Raw genomic sequence first — 17,217 nt, 5'->3', positions numbered from 1 at the left:
TCATGTAGAATTCATGTGCTTAGCCTTCTCCTCTTCGTAGCCAGATCATTAGGGTGATCTCGTAGAGACTCCCGGGCCAATCCCCAGGATTATACGAATAAGTATGCGCTATTTGTTTGTTTCCCATCACTATTTTAGGAGGGCAGTATGTTTTTGTCAATGAGAAAAACGAATATTAATCTCGCCCTTATATAATATCGTTCGTATTATTTAACAGATTGAACCAGTTCAGCGGTTTACAACCCAATTGAATACGCTTTTTTCAATAAGATCTCAATGGAATATGTCCATTCTTTCAGACTGAAAGTTCCGCAGGATAACATAAAAAGCTAGCCTGATCAGAGGGCGCGAAGCGCTCTAATCAGGCTAGCTTATGTTTCTGATGCGTTTTAGCATCAGGTAAATGATGTTATAGGAATAACAGTATCTCATATACCGAAGGCTTAAACTCATTAGGTATATGGAGCAACTTGCGACATACGCCGGAACTACTTTTTACCGGATCAGTCCTATGTTAATTAAATCTCTGTCTGCGGAGCGTGCTGTATCTCTTGTCGATCCTGATTCGTGTTTGTTGCTGTGTCAGAGGATAACTCCTGGTTTTTGGTCTGATCGGAAGAAGCATCCGCTGCCTCTAAGTTCACAAATGGAAAGTCCCCCGAACCGGAAGCCAGGTCTTGCATACCTGAACCGCATCCTGCCAGCATCACCATCAGAAACGCACTTCCAATGCCCATCTTCCATTTGCTCATATAGTCGGTTTTACGCATACATTCAATTCTCCCTTCAGTAGCCATATAGCTCTTAGTATGTACTTATTGTACAGGCCGGACCTGAAAGGATCATGAAGTGAACTTTAAAATGGGATGAAATCTAAATTCCAATTGAACTATAAGATAGAGGCTAATTATTTGGATCAAATGAAGAGATACTGACTACCACTACAAACTTAACTATCATTATAAAATTACCGATATAAAACAAGAAAATTACGTATTATAGGGGTTATGAGATGTATTTCGGAAAAAAGTTAATTATGGGAATGTTGTCTTTTCTATTGATAGCAGGATGTCTGGCGGGCGCTATCGTAGCAAAGGAGGTTTTTATTGATGTAACAAGCGATTCAACCCTAATCCCGGGTCAAGGTATATCGGTGAACGTTGGATTCTCAACACTAGCAATCCTCCTGAAAAAGGGGACATCCAATCAGCGACTATCGTTTTGATCTATGATGAGAATATTTTTACAACGGATGAAGATGAAGTAATACGGTTTGACGAAACACTAGGAAAATACATATGGAGAGACGATACCTTTATCATTCCTAACGACTATTTTGAATCCAAGGATTACACGATCCAAAATCCAGAACCCGCAGATCTTGACCCTAATGACGGTAAACAAGAAATTATTATTTCCATTTCATCCAAAAATGGTAAATCGATTAATTCTTCCTCCGGCGAAGCATTTATATCGTTTTATCTAAAAACTAAAGAGGACAGTTTGAATAAACAAACGTCTATTGAAGTTTTACCCGCTATGACTCTCTTGGTAAATCATACTGTAGAATCGATTCAGAGTTATAACACAACACCAGCAAATATCTTCGTTTCTATGCCGAAAAGAATTTTCGTTGTTGCGGGGACAATGCGACCTGACTTTCTACCATTCATTTTCGGTTTAAATGATGGCAACGAACTGAATGCACTTGCATACTTTAAAAATGGGGATGCTGTCTATGTAACGGATATGGTCACATGGCATTCAACAAACACAGAAGTATTACAGCTCCATGGAAACGGCAACATTCAAGCTGTAGGCTTAGGAACCTCCTCAATAAAGGTCACATTCGGTTCTATAACTGGTGAGAAGAAGATTAAAGTTGTAACACCTGCCACTGCCGCCATATTGAATGCAGAGCCCGAGCCATATGCTACCGTAGTTAGATCAGATTCCAAGCCAATAGAAGTTGAAGTTATTATAAATGGCAAACTAATTTCAGATTCAGGCCGCATCGTTAGTGGGTCCGTATACATTCCTTTACGTGCTATCAGTGAATCCTTCGGTGTTGTCGTAGGCTATGATTCCTCCAAGAAGTTACCAGTGCTCTATGGCAGTCCCCTGACACAGTCTAGGAATATCTCGTGAACTTCATATGTTAAAGCAAAGGATCTCCCGTCTCTTCTTGGCGCAAACATTAAATGGAGCAATGCAACTAAGAAATTGTATATAGAGTATCCTTCCAAATCTTAATACTCAACAAAATAGCTTGAGCACAAAAAATACTCTTCTCTATTTGCTGAAATTCACAGATAGAGAAGAGTATTTTAATTATACATTTAAATTTATATTACGTTCTACTCCCACTCAATCGTTGCTGGTGGTTTGGAAGTTACGTCATACACGATACGGTTTACGTTATCCACCTCGTTAACGATCCGCACGGAGATTTTCTCCAATACGTCCCAAGGGATACGTGCCCAGTCATCTGTCATACCATCGATGGACGTTTTAAATTTTTCATAAAAAAATGCATTTTACGTTTCATAGCTCATCAACACGGTCATTCTTGTTTAAATTGTCCATCCTTAGCAGATTAATTTTCTCCACGAAACGTGTATACTAATATTAGGATAGGAGGAGAAATATGAGAATTAACAATAATCTGCCAGCATTAAACGCCAAAAATAGAATTAATAATAATAGTAACGCCAAAAAAACTTCTTTTGAAAGACTTTCGTCAGGTCTACGCATTAATCGCGCTGCGGATGACGCTGCCGGTCTAGCTATTAGCGAAAGTATGCGTGCTCAGATTAGGGCTTTAGAGCAAGGATCCAGAAATATCCAAGATGGAATTTCATTAATTCAAACTGCGGAAGGTGCTCTCAATAGCATAACAAGCGGACTTCAAAGAATCAGAGAACTACTTGTTCAAAGGGTAAATGATACATACACCTATAGTGATAAAGAAACAATTAATCAAGAAATTACACACAACCTCCGAAATATAGAGGATATAACAATCAACACACAATTTAATGGAATCTACCTTTTGAATGGTTCACTTACTAATGCTGCTGTCCATACAGGTAATGACACAATTCCGCTAAGCATTAATGACATGCATCTGGACCTATATTATAGGGAGAATTTTAACGATCAAAATAGGTTTTCACAATGGCATCCTGCGCAAGGTGCCTGGACAGTCCAGAACGGATTATTGACACAGTCCACTGAAGGCGTTGGTGACAAAACGATTCTCTCGGAAGTAATTCAAGGTAATGATATGACCATTACGGTCAATGGAAAATTCATGACGACACATCCAGATGGAAATATTGGCATAATTATTAAAGGAAACGACTTTAACAACCAAGTTTTTGGTTGGTATAGCCAGTACGATGGATTATATATTGGAGAACGCGTAAATGGATCATATCGATTAATTACCTCTATAGTAGTTGATCCTGCGCAATTAGATCAGAACTATGAACTTACCGGAACTGTTGTAGGCAATTATTATACATTTTCTGTTACGGGTGTAGGAAAGATCGAAGGCTATTCCGCCAATACATCCATGCTTGAAGGCTACACCGGATTGTTCACCGCATTTTCGGAAGCAAGTTTTGATGATTATGAAGTCATTCCTCATATCACATTAACAGATATCGAAACGGCTTTAGATAAAGTCACAGGGGAGCGTGCAAAATTAGGCGCCTATCAAAATCGACTAGAGTACGCCTATAACAACACATCCAACTATTCTGAGAACCTTACAGCATCCGAGTCACGAATCAGGGACACTGACATATCCAAAGAAATGATAAAGATCTCTACACTGAGTATTCTAACCGATGCCTCTCAAGCCATACTTGCTCAAGCAAACAGTCAACCCCAACGAATACTGGAGTTACTTCGGAACTAGGGTTGATTAATTCATCTAACCAATACAAAAAGCTCATTCTTGATAGCAATTTATCAAGAATGAGCCTTTTATTTAATAATTCAAGGGTTCCAACCATATCAGGGCTTCTAGCAATGAAGTCCACTAATATTTCACAACTTACTCCCACTCAATCGTTGCAGGTGGTTTGGATGTTACGTCATAGACGATACGGTTTACGTTATCAACTTCGTTAACGATCCGTACGGAGATTTTCTCCAGCACATCCCAAGGGATACGTGCCCAGTCCGCAGTCATACCGTCGATGGATGTTACTGCACGGATACCTACAGTGTAGGAATACGTACGCGCATCACCCATAACGCCAACACTCTTCATGTTCGGCAGGGCTGTGAAGTACTGCCAGATTTCGCGGTCAAGACCGGCCTTGCCAATCTCTTCACGCAGGATGTAGTCTGAATCACGAACAATTTTAAGTTTCTCTTCAGTAACCTCACCTAGAACACGGATTGCAAGACCCGGACCAGGGAACGGCTGACGGTGTACAATTTCGTCCGGCAAGCCACACTCGGTACCTACTTTACGTACTTCATCCTTGAACAGCGTGCTCAGTGGCTCGATCAGTTTGAAGTTCATGTCCTCAGGCAGACCGCCCACGTTGTGGTGAGATTTGATGGTCTGTGCAGTCGCTGTACCACTTTCCACGATGTCTGTGTACAGTGTACCTTGCGCGAGGAATGCAAAATCATCGAACTGCTTGGACTCTTCGTCAAATACGTAAATAAACTCGTTACCGATGATTTTACGTTTTTGTTCTGGATCATCCACGCCAGCCAGTTTGGACATGAAGCGCTCTTGTGCATCAATTTTGACAACTTTCATGTCGAATTTGCCGACAAACGTCTCCATTACACTTTCTGCTTCGCCTTTGCGCAGCAGACCGTGGTCGATAAACATACATGTCAGTTGATCACCAATGGCTTTGTGAAGCAATGCAGCTACAACGGAAGAATCTACACCGCCGCTAAGCGCACACAGTACTTTACTGTCGCCCACTTTTTCACGAATGTCTTTGATGGTGTCATCGATGAATGTCTCCATCGTCCAGTTGCCTTCGCAACCACAGATTTCGAACAGGAAGTTACGAATCATGTCGTTACCGCGAACAGAGTGACGTACCTCAGGGTGGAACTGAACAGCATACAATTTACGCTCATCGTCACTCATGGCAGCGATTGGCGCACTTTCCGTACCTGCATCCAGTTTGAAACCTGGAGGAAGTGTAACCACGTGGTCACCGTGACTCATCCATACCGTATGTTCGCCTTCAATGCCTTTTGCCAGTGTAGATCCAGCAGCAAACTCAAGATCTGCTTTACCGTACTCTCGCTTCTCGGAACGTTCTACTTTACCTTCGAGCTGTTGCGCCATAAGTTGCATTCCGTAGCAGATACCGAAGATTGGCAAGCCCAGGTCATAAACACCTGGGTCCACGTGTGGAGCATTCTCAGCGTATACGCTGGACGGCCCACCTGAAAATACGATTCCTTTTGGTGCCATTTCTGCGATCTTTTCCGCCGGTGTGTTATACGGCAAAAGCTCGCTGTATACGCCAAGATCCCGGATTCTTCTGGCGATTAACTGGTTGTATTGGCCCCCAAAGTCAAGGACAACCACAATCTCATTCTGCTTATTCATAACCGTGCCTCCCTCAATTCAATGAAACTAATTATACGCAACGACAAAACATACCGTCAAGGAAAGGCGAAACTCCTTTTTTCGACATATCAAAACAGGATTACCAAATGCCTCTAAATATGAAATTCCGAATAGAAAAGCTTGGCAGCAAGATGCTGGTTCAAGTGTATGATCGTGGAAAGACGCCTCGTTCGCAGCGTATCGCGAAAGGCGTCTTATGTATGGCATGCAGCGTAAACCAAATGCTGCGTTTAAAAACAGTGCGCCAGCCAATGGCGATCTTCATCTGCCCACAAGTGGCCAAGCTCTATTGGAAAGCTAAAGCGATAGCGATTGTATGGCAGCTGCTTCGCATCTTTGGTGTAACGTTGTAACATCCTTGTGTTACAACGCCTGCAACCGCCGGGCCAAACGAAGTGCCCGGCGCAGGAAGTCCAGGCTGTCCGCGCGCAGCGGACGGTCTGGCCCGTACAGCAGCCGTTCCCAGTCGGCTGCAAACCGCGCGATGTCCGCCCCGTCCGCGCCTGCGGCCAAAGCCGGTGACGCTGCATATTCACGCAGCGTCATACCCGGCGGCCGCGGGCCGTACCGGCGCGCGAGCGCGGCCCAGACCGGAGCGGCGGCACGCAGCAGCCGCTCGCGGTCCGGAAAGCTGCTGCGTGGCCACGCCAGCAGCAGCCTGATCCGCAGCGCGGGGCGTAGCCGCCGCATGCGGACCAGAGCAGCGGCGCCCAGCAGGGCCGCTGCCACAAGCCATGGCTCCGCGGCAATGGCCCGTGCGCGGGCGAGCAGCCATGCGCCCGCGTAACCCACTCCGCCGCTCGTATACGGCGGAGTCTCCGCAACAGGCTGCGGACCGGCGAGTGCTGCAACACCTTCGCCCGCGCCTTGCGCCATGGTGAAGCCTGGCGTGGCCTCAAACGGCATCCAGCCTGCACCCGGAAAATATACCTCTACCCAGGAATGTGCATCTCCCTGTGAAATCACATACTGACTGGGCACATCCGGGTCAGCAACTCCGGGGCCAAAACCTTTAACCCAGCGTGCGGGGATGCCTTCTGCACGCAGCAACACAATCATGGCTGTGGAGAAATGATTGCAATACCCCTTCCGTGTGACGAATAAAAAATCGTCCACAAAATCTGTTCCTCGCGGTGGCATACGGGTATCCAACGTATACTCGGCATGAGCAGCCAGATAAGTCTTTACAGCTTGCACAGCGTCATACCGGGTCTCACTGCCTTGAATGATTTCCTTGGCAAGCGTCTGCACTCGACCAGGGAGTGATGTAGGCAATTGCAGATAGTCCCTCCGAATGGCTGCCGGATCTTTCCCTTTATTCGTTTCCTCAAGCAGACGTAACTGTTCAGGTGTTGCGACAGGAACCATGACGTCTGCCGAATAATGTTTAACGATCTTATCGTCCCCTGAGCCTGCGAGCCACAATGTTGCCGAATCGCGATTAGACAGCAAAGAAAACATGTTTTCCTGATTATCCTTGTTCTTATCCTGGAACGATACGTTAACCGGTATGCCCCCGGTAAAGAGAGGATTTGGTCCTTTCCACTCTCGCTGCATCGTGACGGTTTGGCGAACGCGACTCCAATAGGTTGGATTCTCCCAACCATCAGCACGCAGCATTCCGGATGGACTTGCCGTTTCGAAGCTTTGACCCGGATCACTCCAAGTACTACCGTTATAATATGAACGGGTCTCCCCTCGCCAATACGTCACTTTTGGACTCTTCGCTATAAAAAAGATGGAATTCCCCTGCACCAACGGTGCTCCCATAGGCGCGTCCGCTGTGCTATATCCCGTGACTGCCGTTGCAGCAGGGATACTACTGTGCTGTGTATAACCTGCCCAGCGAGCTAGGCGTTCACCCATCTGCTCCAAAGATATGCGTTCCGGTTGAGGAATGGAAGCAAACTGGCCAGGTAACGCGGAGAGAAGCACCATACCTGCGGAAGCAACGATAGTTACGGCACTCCAACGGCCATAGGGGCTGCCGCGATAACTCGGAGTAGTGACTCCTCCATTGAGGCGTAATAGCTGAAGCAGAGCCTGAATAAGAAAAGTCCATAGGACAGACCGTATTACGGAAGCATACACATCCAGCCCCGCAAAAGATTCAAGCAGAAGCAAATAGAGCAGCGTTGCACTGCCAAACAGCATAACGCTTCGACGTAACAATACGAGGGATTGCACAGAAGCCATGAGCATGCTCCAGCCGCACATCATGAACAAACCTCTCGTTTCTGTACTAATCGAATGAAATCGCCAGTTATTTATAAACGTGTCCATATCCGCTGAAAATATTCCCGGATAAGCAGCCGCCCAACGGGCAGGATCACTTCCTCCGTACATCAGACATAAAGCAGCGAGTGCAATGAATAATCGGATCAGTACTCCGGTGATCCATCCTGTACGAATTAACCCCGCGAGCAACAATGCTCCCGTTAATCCCGCCATTACGGACAAGAACCGTTCACTGCCCTGCTGATCTGATGATGTAACAGGATATATCCACTCCAGAGACAGTATAAGTAAAATGGCCGAAATAAAAATTTTGTACAGGACAGGTACGCTAACATATCCCTCATCCTTTATGTCCGTCACAGAATTCTGGTTCACAGTTTTATATACAGAATAGGCCGATTCTATTCTCGTACGGTCCGTTGACTCTAAGTCGGCCACAGTGGAATTGGGTTGCTGGTTACCATTACGCTCCCACATCCGTTACCTCCACCTTTCCCAATGAAGATAACGCAACGTCTGTAACCGCGTGGATCGGCACTCCGCTGTGACGAAGCCGCTCCAAACTTAAGCTGTCATATCCCAATCCATTCATCAATCTATCCGTTGATCCTAATTGGTCCTGGTTCGCTTCAGTCAATTGCACCTCTACACGATAACCCGACCCGATTGCAGTTATAATCCATTCGGCCAGAACCGGGTCCATCTTACCTGTGAGAACCACAATTCGCGACCCGCTCACCAGTCCATCTAACATCTCCGTTCGGAGCGAAACAGAGCCTGATTGTGCTTTGGATATTCGTGCCCCCGCTAACTTGTCCAGTCCATGATTCTCATCATCTGCATGGATCGGCCCATGTTGCCAATGATCTTGTGCATCATAGCTCTTATCGCCGCCTTCCATCCACAGATGATAAGGAATGTCATCCCGCTCAGCGGTATGAATCCAGCGGGCAGCTGCACGAACCACTCCTTCAAAAGCAGGTGCATCCATGTTCTCCCGTTGTTTTACGCCATAACCCGACGCGCCTTCATACACAAGGATGCCAAGCGAAGCTAGATCCGTGGTATCAGGCAGAAAGGTCTGAAGTTTCCCCGTTTTGGCTGTACTTTTCCAATGAACTCGTCCCAGTGGGTCACCCTGCTGATATTCACGAAACTCAGGGCTACGGTTTCCCTGACTATTTCTTCGCTCCGACAGAGTCCCTTCAATCATCGCTGCGAATTCTACCGAATCACCCTTCCCCCAAGCCGTTGCTTGAGGAACAACGATTAGGGGTGTACCTCCTTTGGTCTCTGCGGAGAGGGTATTCCAGCCAAACATATCACCCCAGTACAATCTGCCCGTATCCCATCTGTAGACTCCTCTGCGTAACCCGGAACATTCATATTGATAGGAAAATTGTCGCCGTGTTCCCGGGAAAATCAATTTGCGATGAACACCTGCAGGTGTGTTCTCACACAGAACGATCCATAACAATGGAATACGGCAATTGAATTCCAGTTCGACCAGAACCCGTACCTGCTCGCCTGCCTCAATCCGGTTCGTGTGTATTTTCCGACGGATGTGAATATGCCGTGGTCCGAACCAATGGAGAAGCAGACCTCCTGTAAACATCAAGAAAGCTATAACGGATAGAAACAACGCCGCTTTGCCCCCGTGCCACTGATACAAGGAAGCAAAAGCCACCACCAAGAAAGCACTCACAATCCGTTGTCCCAGCGCAGTCATTGCCTCCGTCCCCTTCCCTGTGATGCCATCTGTACAGGTACCGGGACCGATGACAATGCTTCTTCAATGACTTGTACTTGCCCCCAAACCTCCGCTCTGTTCTGGGCCTTCAATTGAATACGGTGGGAAAGGACAGGCACAGCTACCTCTTTCACATCATCCGGAATGACATAACTGCGTCCTTGAAGATAGGCAAATGACTGCGCCGCAGCCATCCAGGCCAGTGTTCCACGCGGACTGATGCCCAGTCTGACCGCCGGAAGGCTGCGAGAGGCTACAGCAACGGCCACCAGATACTGTTTGACGACCGGATCAACATGTACCTGTTTGACTTCACGCTGCATGGCTACGACCTCTTCAGCAAGCAGGACAGGGCGAAGTTCATCAAGCGCTTCTCTACCTTGCATGCGGGTTAACAATTCCAATTCCTGTGCCGGATCGGGATACCCCAGTCCAATTCTCATAATAAATCGATCCAGCTGCGCTTCAGGCAGACGGTACGTACCCTCAAACTGTAACGGGTTCTGTGTCGCCAGCAGAAAGAACGGGCGTGGCAAGGCATAGGTTGTGCCATCAACCGTAATACGTCGTTCCTCCATTGCCTCCAGCAGGGCAGACTGAGTGCGTGGTGAAGCGCGATTTATTTCATCAGCCAGGACAACGTTGGACATGACGGGTCCGGGCCGAAACTTGAATTCAGCTGTATGTGGATGATAGATTGAAGTGCCCGTAACATCTGCCGGCATGACATCGGACGTGAATTGAATCCGGCCCATGGAGCAGTCCAGTGCAGAAGCAACGGCACGAACCAGCATCGTTTTCCCGGTACCCGGCACATCTTCCAGAAGTACATGACCTCCACTGAGCATTGCAGTGAGGACATAACGAATCTCTGTTTTTTTGCCAATAATTACACTCTCAACACGTTTCATGACCCTGTTTAACAATTCAACAGCATGTTCATGTTCCATTCGGATATAAGACATTTCTCTGATCTCCTTCCGTTCATCAGCATTCCTGAACCATAGTAATCTATGATTCAGTGTTGCCCGGAAGTAGAGAGAATAGTCCTACAAGAATGACTTTCTTCAGATCATTTTATACTTAAATATGTTGTTCATTGCCGAAATGGATCTGGAAGTGCCCGCCTTCACCGTCCACTCTGCTTCATTACTGGTTAAGGAATTCACCCTCAACCCCATCTGCTCCAGTAACTCACGTAACGGAACCCAGATGGTTCCGCCTTGACTCTGTACTGCCCCCGTTTCAATTGCCCCTGTTGTTGTCAGTGTTCCACTCACACTGTCTGCATGAATCGTTCTTTCCTTCCATACTGCTATGGCCGTCCTTGTTTCAGAGTCCCAGCGAGTGCTGCCCCCGAATTTTTTCATGAAAGTACGCAAAGGCACCATGATTCGCTGACCCTCCATGCGGAACTCACCCGGTTGCAAGGTAGCCGCAGCCAAACCCACCTCTACCTTCAGCTTCTTGCTTGCAAGCCACAAAGTCGCATTCGCTTCTACATGCTCTGCGATCCAGGCCTTTCCCGGTGCCTTGCGGGCCTTATACTTACTATCTGGATGTACACGGAATTGAACTGGTTGATCCGTACTCTTTATGGTGTCAAAACGATATCCATGATCACGATAATATTTGATAATACCTGGAAGTGCTTTTACCGTTTCAGCATGTGCACCACCGTCATGCATCAGGACAATGACCGAACGTGCTCCCGCAGGTACTTTGGTCGAATTGCTGAGGATCTCTTTGGCTGGAACACCTTTACGCTTGGAGTCCCCACTGTCGACGTTCCAGTCCATAACCGTGTAGCCACCCAATTGCAGCAAATCAAAATAACTTTGATCAAAATGCCCGTAGGTACCGCCTGGTGCTCGCACCAGATTCGGACGGAAACCGGTTATACGCTCCAGCACTTCCTCTGTCTGCTTGATCTGTTTCCAAAACACTTTAAAATCACTGTACAGCTGTTCATATTGATGATTGAACGTATGATTACCCAGTGCATGTCCATCCTCCACAAGCGTCCGGATTAACTCGGGATAACGCTCTGCCTGCTCACCCAGCACAAAAAATGTAGCCAAAACCTTCTCTTTACGCAAAATATCCAATACTTCACGGGTATGGTTCCCCGGTCCATCGTCAAAACTCAGATAAACTACCTTGTCTTGAGTATTCTTATCTTCTGGGATTGGATCACCTGAGCCGGAAGCAGAAGATGCATAAGCCGTGCCTGCATATACAGCAAATGCACATAACAATATCGCAATACGCATGAGAATGACAGACCACTCTCCAGCTAAAAACATATGTATGGTTGTTGCAGAGTTTCCCCCATTTTCCTTGATTCTGAATTCCGGTCTCTGTACCATTTACGAATCGACCTCCACCGTCTCTAGTAATTTGCTGATAGACTTCAGCAGATTTGTTAGAATTATATGGAGGCTACATTGAAAAAAGACGTGATTTTGTTTAATATTTTTTCACAATTTGCTATCTAGCCTGATTGATTCTTCGCTTCAGATTAGGTAGCATAATGGACAGGCAGAACACATTAAAACACCTTGGAGAGTATTCAAGCTCCCACCCCGTATTCAGGAGAGTGAAATCTATTGGAATTGCTTGAGAAGATCCAACATCTGTTTGGGTCCTACGGATACAGCGTATTGTTTTTTGGCTTGTTGCTTGAATTCATCGCACTTCCCTTTCCTGGTGAAACAACGATGGCTTACGCAGGGTTTCTCTCCTACAAGGGGCATCTGGACTTCGGAATCCTCACCATACTGGCTTTTCTGGGAACAACGATTGGCATGACCATCACTTATTTTATTGGAGCCAAAGCAGGACTGCCCTTTATAACACGATACGGAAAATGGTTTCTGCTGAAGCAGGACAAGCTCGATAAAACGCAAAAGTGGTTTGCCAAGTATGGTAATGCCTTAATCTTCATCGGTTATTTCATTCCGGGAGTAAGACATTTCACTGGATATTTCGCAGGCATAGCCGCTGTTCCCTTTCGTAAATTCGCTCTCTACGCCTATTCAGGCGCACTGTTCTGGGTTGTACTGTTTCTGGGCATTGGCAAAATATTTGGCCCTCAGTGGAACGCCGTATTCCATCTGGCTCATCAATATGCAGCATATATCGTGGGAGGAATTGGCCTATTGCTTATCGTAGCCGTGCTCTATCGTTACCGCAAAGCATGGACAGCAAGATCCACCGTATCCAAGCCAGCCCCTGTTCGACAAAGACAAAAGTAAATTCGGACAAAAGTCCATCTATAATAAACAGGCAAGGAGTTGCGAATAATCGCAGCTCCTTTTTTTGTGATAATCCGAATTCATCCAGGTCATACTAACTTGAAAATATAGGGTGTATAGGGAGGTGAAGGCATGAGTGAATCGTCGCTGGAACGCCAAGATCAGAGGCAAATCTCTCCGGATCTAAGCGAAAATATGGAATACTGCAAGCAAGTGATGGGGAACAGCAACGACTTGATGATGCGCCCTCTCCAGTGTTTACATAAATGGCCTGCAGTCATGTTGTACATTGATGGATTAGTGGATGTGCAGATTCTGAATCATTCCATCCTGGAATCCCTGTTAAAGACACATGAACTTCCGGAATTCTCTGCAGATGATGAGCATCTGAGCTACCTCCAGAATGACATTCTGGCTGCGAGCAATGTAACATTTGTGGATGACATGGAAGATGTGCTTAATGCTCTCCTTTCCGGCTCGGCCATCCTGCTGCTCGAAGGCTGTGAACGAGGATTGAAAATTGCCGCAGCTGGGTGGGAAGACCGCGCTGTTGGTGAACCCATCTCACAGACCGTTGTTCGGGGTCCTATGGAGGGATTTAATGAAAATTTGCGTACAAATACATCCTTGATTCGCAAACGGATTCGTGACCCTCATCTCTGGATCGAAGAAAAGGAGATTGGTCGTATCACCAAAACAAGGGTTGCGGTCTTATATCTGAAGCATACCGTTGATCCAGAAGTGGTAGAGGAACTAAGGCGCAGGCTCGATGAGATCGATATTGACGGGATTCTGGAGAGCGGGTACATCGAGGAACTTGTACAAGACGAAACCAGAACGTTATTCCCCACGGTTTACAATAGCGAACGTCCAGATACGGTTTGTGCTGCTTTGCTTGAGGGCAGAGTAGCCATCATCGTGGACGGTACCCCTTTTGTGCTGCTGGTTCCCGCCTTGTTCGTGCATTTCTTCCAATCGCCGGAGGATTACTATCAACGGGCCGATATCAGCACATTGATTCGCTTGATTCGTTATCTGTCCTTTTTTATCGCTTTACTAGCTCCATCCTTCTATATTGCCATTACCACCTTTCACCAGGAAATGTTGCCCACCAATATGCTCATTAGTCTGGCAGCTCAACGTGAAGGCGTTCCTTTTCCCGCATTCATTGAAGCCATACTGATGGAACTGACCTATGAAATTTTGCGAGAAGCAGGTATACGTATTCCGAAAACGGTCGGTCAGGCCGTTTCCATTGTCGGAACACTGGTGATTGGCCAAGCCGCCGTAGATGCAGGAGTTGTCTCAGCCGCAATGGTTATTATCGTTTCCATAACGGCCATATCCAGTTATGTCATTCCAGAGAATGGACTGTCTATCTCTGTCCGAATTTTGCGATTTGTATTGATGATACTCGCGGCAGCTTTTGGTTTCTACGGTATTCTAATTGTTCTGCTCATTACGGTTACACACCTGTGCAGCTTGCGTTCTTTTGGCGTACCGTATATGTCCCCCTTTGCACCTCTAATTCAGAAAGATCTGAAAGATACGCTGTTTCGTGTACCCTGGTCCCATATGAAAACACGTCCATTCTCTACGGGTACCCCAAACAAAATCCGACAAGCCAGCAAAAAAATGAAGCGTTAATTCGGTAAGGAGAACAACGTATGAACAAGTGCTTCCGATTAATTGTATGCATTGTATTCCTGCTCCCTCTCCTTACCGGATGCTGGGATCGCCAGGAACTGAATGAACTTGGCATTATGCTGGGTCTTGGTGTAGACAAGGATGGCGATTTGATTAAAGTGAGTGCTCAGGTCGTCGTGCCGAATGAAGTATCCTCCAAATCAGGGGGAGGGAATGGTACTCCTGTCACTCTGTACGAAGCGTCCGCCCCCACGCTGTTTGAAGCAATTCAAAAGCTGACCGAGACAAGCCCACGCCGCATATTCATGGCACATATCCGTGTACTGGTGTTCGGAGAAGAATATGCACGCAAAGAGGGCATCTACGATGTCATGGAAGCGTTAATGCGAGAACCTACTGCTAGACCCGATTATTACGTCATGGTTGCACGAAATACTACAGCTTCCAAAGTACTGGACGTACTTACTCCATTGGAAAACATTCCTGCGGAGAAGTTATTTAATTCTTTGGACGTGTCTGCCAAGACCTGGTCTCCCACAACAACCGTAACTGGAGACCAATTAATTGAATATATGCTGACGCCTGGAATACAGCCTGTAATCACTGGTGTAGAGGTTGTTGGCAATTTAGCGAGAAGCGGAAGCAAAGATAATATTGCGACAATCAAGTCTCCCGCCCGACTGTATTCTACGGGATTAAGCATCTTCAAAAAGGACAAACTGATCGGCTGGTTAACGGAAGATGAATCGAAAGGATACAACTACATTCGCGACAATGTGGTGTCTACCATCAGTCACATGCCTTGCCGAAAGGGAGGAAATGTGACGTTCAAAGCTCTCCGTACCAAGACCCAACGAAAAGCAAAGGTCATTGACGACCAGCCTGTGATCCACATCAAACTCAAAAATGTGTCTTCCATTGGTGCAGTAGAGTGCGGAATCAGAATTGGTTCAATGAAGACGCTCAAAGAGTTGGAAAAGGACAGTGAGGAGCGACTGATAGACCTGATGGAAAACTCCGTGAATTCAGTGCGGCGAAAGTTCCATATTGACATTTTTGGATTCGGTCAGGAAGTGTATCATGCCGATCCCAAATTTTTCAAAAAGATTGAGAAGGATTGGGATCAATATTTTGAAAATCTGGATGTTAAGTATGAAGCCAATGTACAGATCAAACGTGTAGGTACACTGGATGATTCATTCAAGGAGGATTTGAAGGAGTGAGACCGGATGTTGATTACAATTACTGTCATTGTCATAGGGGGCCTCGTAGGCATGGTTGATCTTCCAGGTCTCATCCGTCGCAAGGAATGGAGGGAAACAGTTGTGTACAGCGGAATGCTCGTCATAGCCACAGGGTTCAGTGTGATTGCAGCCAACCTGTGGGATTTCCCCAGTCCGCTCTATATCATCATGTGGATCTATGAACCTGTTAATCAATTCCTGGCACATCTGACGGGAACCTAGAAAAAGGAGAGGACCATTATGCTGGAACAGGGGCGCCTTGGAACAAGACAATTGACCACGCTCATCTTTATGATGGTGGTCGGGGATATGATGCTGATCTACCCCTCGGTCATCACGTCCTATGCCAAACAAGATTCCTGGATTTGTGCTTTTATAGGCGTTCCTCTGGGGATGGCACTGATGGCCATGTTCCTGAAGCTATGTAGCATGCACCCAGAAAAAAATCTGGTGCAGATGGCACGAAGCATTCTAGGGTTCTGGCCAGGTACTTTCTTTTCCTGCTTTTACCTGTTCTTTTTCATTATTGGTGCTTCCACGCATACGAGAGAAGTCGGCGATTTCATGACCACTCAAATCTTCCCGTACACTCCCATTCGCATCATCATTCTGATGTTTGTCATCGTGATCGCCTGGGGAGTGTCTCACGGATTAGAGACGATGGGGCGAAGCAGTGAACTACTGATGCCCGTCGTTATTGTGTTTATTGTCGTCCTTGCAGTCTGCCTGCTTCCTCAGATTGATACTAGAAATTTGAAGCCAGTAAGTGATACGGGTGTTGTCTCTATCTCACAAGGCATTCTGGTAAGCATTATATATCCGATCGGTGAAGTCATTCCCATCATGATGATACTGCCCTATGTTGCCAAGCAGGCTCATCGAACACGGGACGTAATTATTGCAGCTGGTTTAGGTAGCTTGGTATTGGCAACGCTCGTTACCATATCTCTGCTGGTCTTGGGTGCCTTTCTTACGCAACATAACATATATGCTTCTTTTGTTTTGTCCCAGAAAATTAGTATTGGGAGCTTTTTTGAACGTATTGAAGCCATTATGGCTTCTTCCTGGCTGATCTCTACGTACTTCAAAGCGATGATATACTTATACGCCTTTATTGTTGGTTGTGCGGAACTGTTCAAGCTTAAGCAGTATCAGATGCTGGTACTCCCTGCGTCCTTACTTGTGTTCGGATTAGCCAATCTGATCTCACCAAGCATTACTTTTATCGTGATCACCATTGTTCCATATTGGGTAGACTGGGATACCACACTGGGGATCATTCTGCCGGGCTGTCTTCTGCTGATACAATTGCTCAAGTCTTACAGAAAATCATCGGTTACTCCAAACAATCCCTCACAGGAATGAGTGCTTTTTTTGAGGGAAGGAGCCTGGTGTGGATGGAAAGATGGATTTCATCCATGAATATCATCCATGCTGAATATAGAGAAGGAGAACGGT

At 46.4% G+C, this 17,217-nt stretch carries 14 protein-coding genes, 1 pseudogene and 1 riboswitch; of the genes and pseudogenes, 8 read left to right on the top strand and 7 right to left on the bottom strand.

Going from position 1 to position 17,217, the window contains the following annotated elements:
- Positions 1–17: 17 nt before the first annotated feature.
- Positions 18–117: riboswitch (purine riboswitch) on the bottom strand.
- A 401-nt stretch (positions 118–518) separates the two neighbouring features.
- Positions 519–770, bottom strand: a complete 252-nt coding sequence (locus tag MKY44_RS03750; protein ID WP_341006070.1) for a hypothetical protein — start codon at positions 768–770, stop codon at positions 519–521.
- 451 nt (positions 771–1,221) lie between these two features.
- Here MKY44_RS03750 and MKY44_RS03745 point away from each other — a divergent pair, with 451 nt between their 5' ends.
- A complete protein-coding gene (locus MKY44_RS03745) occupies positions 1,222–2,148 on the top strand; it encodes a hypothetical protein (protein ID WP_341006069.1) in 927 nt (308 codons plus the stop codon).
- A 209-nt stretch (positions 2,149–2,357) separates the two neighbouring features.
- Here the strand turns inward: MKY44_RS03745 and MKY44_RS03740 are convergent.
- Positions 2,358–2,510 (bottom strand): annotated as a pseudogene (locus MKY44_RS03740) (GMP synthase (glutamine-hydrolyzing)); the annotation flags it as partial.
- A 137-nt stretch (positions 2,511–2,647) separates the two neighbouring features.
- On the opposite strand from MKY44_RS03740, the gene MKY44_RS03735 reads away from it, so the two are divergent.
- Positions 2,648–3,925, top strand: a complete 1,278-nt coding sequence (locus MKY44_RS03735) for a flagellin N-terminal helical domain-containing protein (protein WP_341006068.1) — start codon at positions 2,648–2,650, stop codon at positions 3,923–3,925.
- 138 nt (positions 3,926–4,063) lie between these two features.
- Here MKY44_RS03735 and guaA read toward each other — a convergent pair whose 3' ends face one another.
- On the bottom strand, positions 4,064–5,602 hold the full coding sequence (gene guaA / locus MKY44_RS03730; protein WP_341006067.1) for a glutamine-hydrolyzing GMP synthase: 1,539 nt from the start codon (positions 5,600–5,602) through the stop codon (positions 4,064–4,066).
- Between the two features lie 107 nt (positions 5,603–5,709).
- On the opposite strand from guaA, the gene MKY44_RS03725 reads away from it, so the two are divergent.
- The gene (locus MKY44_RS03725) at positions 5,710–5,976 is read left to right on the top strand and encodes a hypothetical protein (RefSeq protein WP_341006066.1); all 267 of its coding nucleotides are present in this window, start codon (positions 5,710–5,712) and stop codon (positions 5,974–5,976) included.
- Positions 5,977–5,986: 10 nt separating this feature from the next.
- On the opposite strand, the gene MKY44_RS03720 is transcribed toward MKY44_RS03725, so the two are convergent.
- The 4 genes from MKY44_RS03720 to MKY44_RS03705 all read right to left on the bottom strand — a co-directional run bounded on the left by MKY44_RS03720 (position 5,987) and on the right by MKY44_RS03705 (position 11,980).
- Positions 5,987–8,338 carry a transglutaminase-like domain-containing protein gene (locus MKY44_RS03720; RefSeq protein WP_341006065.1) on the bottom strand — a complete coding sequence of 784 codons (2,352 nt, stop codon included), beginning with the start codon at positions 8,336–8,338 and terminating at the stop codon, positions 5,987–5,989.
- Entirely contained in the window at positions 8,325–9,590 is a 1,266-nt protein-coding gene (locus MKY44_RS03715; protein ID WP_341006064.1) for a DUF58 domain-containing protein, read from the bottom strand. Before MKY44_RS03715 ends, MKY44_RS03720 begins: the two co-directional genes overlap by 14 nt.
- Positions 9,587–10,576, bottom strand: coding sequence for an AAA family ATPase (locus tag MKY44_RS03710; RefSeq protein WP_341006063.1), 990 nt, complete (start codon positions 10,574–10,576; stop codon positions 9,587–9,589). Before MKY44_RS03710 ends, MKY44_RS03715 begins: the two co-directional genes overlap by 4 nt.
- A gap of 102 nt (positions 10,577–10,678) precedes the next feature.
- Positions 10,679–11,980, bottom strand: a complete 1,302-nt coding sequence (locus MKY44_RS03705; protein WP_341006062.1) for a polysaccharide deacetylase — start codon at positions 11,978–11,980, stop codon at positions 10,679–10,681.
- A 240-nt stretch (positions 11,981–12,220) separates the two neighbouring features.
- On the opposite strand from MKY44_RS03705, the gene MKY44_RS03700 reads away from it, so the two are divergent.
- The 5 genes from MKY44_RS03700 to MKY44_RS03680 all read left to right on the top strand — a co-directional run bounded on the left by MKY44_RS03700 (position 12,221) and on the right by MKY44_RS03680 (position 17,124).
- Positions 12,221–12,868, top strand: coding sequence for a DedA family protein (locus MKY44_RS03700; protein WP_017690726.1), 648 nt, complete (start codon positions 12,221–12,223; stop codon positions 12,866–12,868).
- A 132-nt stretch (positions 12,869–13,000) separates the two neighbouring features.
- Positions 13,001–14,515, top strand: a complete 1,515-nt coding sequence (locus MKY44_RS03695) for a spore germination protein (RefSeq protein ID WP_341006061.1) — start codon at positions 13,001–13,003, stop codon at positions 14,513–14,515.
- A gap of 20 nt (positions 14,516–14,535) precedes the next feature.
- Positions 14,536–15,738: a Ger(x)C family spore germination protein gene (locus MKY44_RS03690; protein WP_047841433.1), complete on the top strand. Its 1,203-nt coding sequence runs from the start codon at positions 14,536–14,538 to the stop codon at positions 15,736–15,738.
- Between the two features lie 6 nt (positions 15,739–15,744).
- Entirely contained in the window at positions 15,745–15,981 is a 237-nt protein-coding gene (locus tag MKY44_RS03685) for a hypothetical protein (protein WP_047841432.1), read from the top strand.
- Positions 15,982–15,999: 18 nt separating this feature from the next.
- Entirely contained in the window at positions 16,000–17,124 is a 1,125-nt protein-coding gene (locus MKY44_RS03680; protein ID WP_341006060.1) for a GerAB/ArcD/ProY family transporter, read from the top strand.
- Positions 17,125–17,217: the final 93 nt, after the last annotated feature.

This window comes from Paenibacillus sp. FSL R7-0026 (assembly GCF_038004485.1).
Taxonomy (GTDB): Bacteria; Bacillota; Bacilli; order Paenibacillales; family Paenibacillaceae; genus Paenibacillus; species Paenibacillus xylanexedens_A.
This window is presented reverse-complemented; position numbering and strand designations above follow the sequence as displayed.